Source organism: Dietzia sp. B19 (assembly GCF_014145155.1).
In the GTDB taxonomy this organism is placed as follows: Bacteria; Actinomycetota; Actinomycetes; order Mycobacteriales; family Mycobacteriaceae; genus Dietzia; species Dietzia natronolimnaea.
Genome location: NZ_JAALED010000521.1, coordinates 1 through 2,839 on the forward strand (window position 1 = coordinate 1; position 2,839 = coordinate 2,839).

Sequence of the window (2,839 nt, forward strand, 5' to 3'; positions counted from 1 at the left end):
GTAGATCGCGTCGGTCAGGCGCCGGGCTCCGTCGCGCTCGCGCCCCAGCGCCGCCTCGCGGATGCGCTCCGACTCCTGCTCGCCGAGCTGCGCGGCCACCGCGCGATGGAACGCCTCGGGGTGCGTCACGGCGATGAGACCGGACACGTGACCGAACCCGAGCGAGGTGAGCAGGCCGGCCTTGAGCGGCAGGTCCCCGCCCAGCTGCAGTGTCTCGCGCAGCCACACCAGGTGCCGGTGCCGGTCCAGGACGTCGTCGACGCAGTCCAGGGCCCGGTTGGGGGGCAGTGTCCCCGAACGCAGCATCTGGGTCAGCCCGATGAGCTGGAACGCGGCCGCGCCACCTTTGGCGTGCCCGGTGAGCGACTTCTGCGAGACGACGAACAACGGGTTGCCGTCGGAGCGACCGATCGCCGCCCCGAGCCGCTCGTGCAGGTCCGACTCGTTGGGGTCATTGGCCTTGGTCGAGGTGTCGTGCTTGCTCACCACGGCCAGGTCGTCCGCGGTCAGGCCGAGCTCTGCGAGACCCCGGGCCAGCGGCGACCGCTTTCCACCACGGCCCGCGCCGAGCGCGCCGAGCCCCGGAGCGGGGATCGAGGTGTGCGCACCGTCGGCGTACGACCCCGCCCAGGCCACCACCCCGTGGACCGGCAGCCCCATGCGGGCCGCGACGTCGCCACGGGCCAGCAGGATGGTGCCGCCGCCCTGCGACTCGACGAACCCGCCGCGTCGCCGGTCATTCGCCCGGCTGTAGTGGCGCTCGTCGATCCCCTTGGCGGCCATCGCCGCGGAGTCGGCGGTGGCGGACATGTCGGCGAAGCCCTGGATGCCCTCGGTGGACAGGTCGTCGAACCCGCCGGCCACCACGAACTCGGCCTTACCGGCGCGGATCTTGTCGAAACCCTCCTCGACGCTCACCGCGGTGGTGGCACAGGCCGCCACCGGGTGGACCATCGAGCCGTAGCCGCCGACGTAGGACTGCATGACGTGGGCGGCCACCACGTTGGGCAGCGCCTCCTGCAGCGTGTCGTTGGCGCGGCTGCGGCCCAGGATCCCGTCGATGTAGAGCGAGCGCATGCTCGTCATGCCGCCCATGCCGGTGCCCTGCGTGTTGGCGACATCGGCCGGGTGCACGTGGGCCAGCAGCTCCGCCGGGGTGAAGCCCGAGGAGATGAAGGCGTCCACGGTGGCCACCAGGTTCCACGCCGCCACCCGGTCGATACCGGAGACCATGTCGGCGGGGATTCCCCATGCCGTCGGGTCGAAGCCGGTGGGGATCTGGCCACCCACGATGCGGGTGAGCGTGGTGCGGCGGGGGACGCGGATCTCGGTGCCCGCCTTGCGGGTGACCGTCCACTCGCCGTCCTCGCTGCGGGTGACGACGGTGTTCTCCGGATCGTCCCCCTGGTACGCGCGGGCCTGGCCCTCGTCGTCCACGACGAAGGACAGGTCCTCCGGCAGGAACACCGAGGTCAGCTGCGGCGAGGCGTTGTCGAACATCTCCGCACGCGAATCGTCGGCGTAGGTACGCACGCCCACCCGGGCGAGCACCTCGTCGTGGAAACGCTCGGCGATGTCCGCCTCGTCGATCGGGTCACCGGACCCGGTGACGGTCCAGCCGGCGCGCGGCGAGTCCTCCCAGGTGATGAGCCCGGTCGACCAGGCCAGCTCGACCACGCCGGCAGCGCTGAGGTCGCCGGTGGTCTCCACCTCGAAGCGGGTGCGGGCGCTGCCGTAGGGTCCGACCTCGCCGGAGCCCACGATCACGACCATGTCCTCGAGGTCCTGGGTGACCTGGCCCCACTCGGGGCGCTCGTCGGCGGTGACGGTCTGCAGGGACGGCAGGGCCGCGAGGGTCCCGTCGGCGTCCTCGGTCGAGGCCTCGGTCACCGGGGCCGGACGGTCCGCGGCGAGCGCGGCCATGTCCAGGTCGGCGGTGCCGAGACCCCCGGTGAGGTCGACGGTGAGGGGCGCCTCGCCGGCGGACCGACGGACGTCCGGGGTGCACGAGTCCAGCAGCTCGGCGGCGATCCCCGCGGTGGACCAGGTGGACACGCCCGCGGCCTCCACGGCGTCGACGAGCGGATCGTTGTGGCCCATCAGCCCGGTGCCCCGGACCCAGCCGATGATCGCGTGGACGAACGTCACGCGCTCGGACCAGGACTTCTCCGAGCCCCACTTGGCGATCATGGCGTCGAGCGCGGCCTTGGCCTCGCCGTAGGCGCCGTCGCCACCGAAGATCCCGCGGTTGGGCGAGCCCGGCAGCACCACGTGCAGACGGGAGTCGACGTCGGTGTCGGCGCCGATCGCGCCGAGCCCGGCGACGAGCTTCTCCACGCCCCACAACAGGACGCGCATCTCGGTCTCGGCCCGCGGGCCGGCGTCGGCCATCGAACCCTGGACACGCGGGGCGGCGAACGGGAAGAGCAGGGTCGGCGTGAGCGGCGCCTTGAGGACGGTGGTCTGGCCACCGGCCGACTCGGCGTGCTCGGATCCGACCCACTCGACCAGCGCGTCGACGTCCGAGTACGACGTGAGGTTGGCCGGCAGCACCCACAGCGCCGCGCCACCGCGGGCGTGGGAACGGTAGAGGTCCTTGAAGAAGGCCAGCTTGGACTGGTCCAGGTTCGAGGTGGTGGCCACCACGGTGGCCCCTCCCGCCAGGAGCTTTCCGGTGACGGCGGCGGCGATGGAGCCCTTGCCGGCACCGGTGACGACGGCGACGTCGCCCGCGTACCGGCCGACGAACTCCTCGGAGGCCGCCTCCGCGATCTCCCGGTAGGTGACCGCGAGGGCGTCCCGCCGGGCTCCGGCGGCCCGCTCGGCCCACCAGCGGGCC

The 2,839-nt window shown here is 72.8% G+C and carries 1 protein-coding gene; it reads right to left on the bottom strand.

Annotation, left to right across the window (positions count from 1 at the left end):
• Window positions 1-2,839: beta-ketoacyl synthase N-terminal-like domain-containing protein (locus G6020_RS14170; RefSeq protein ID WP_277815290.1), on the bottom strand; the 2,839-nt coding region annotated here is incomplete at both ends.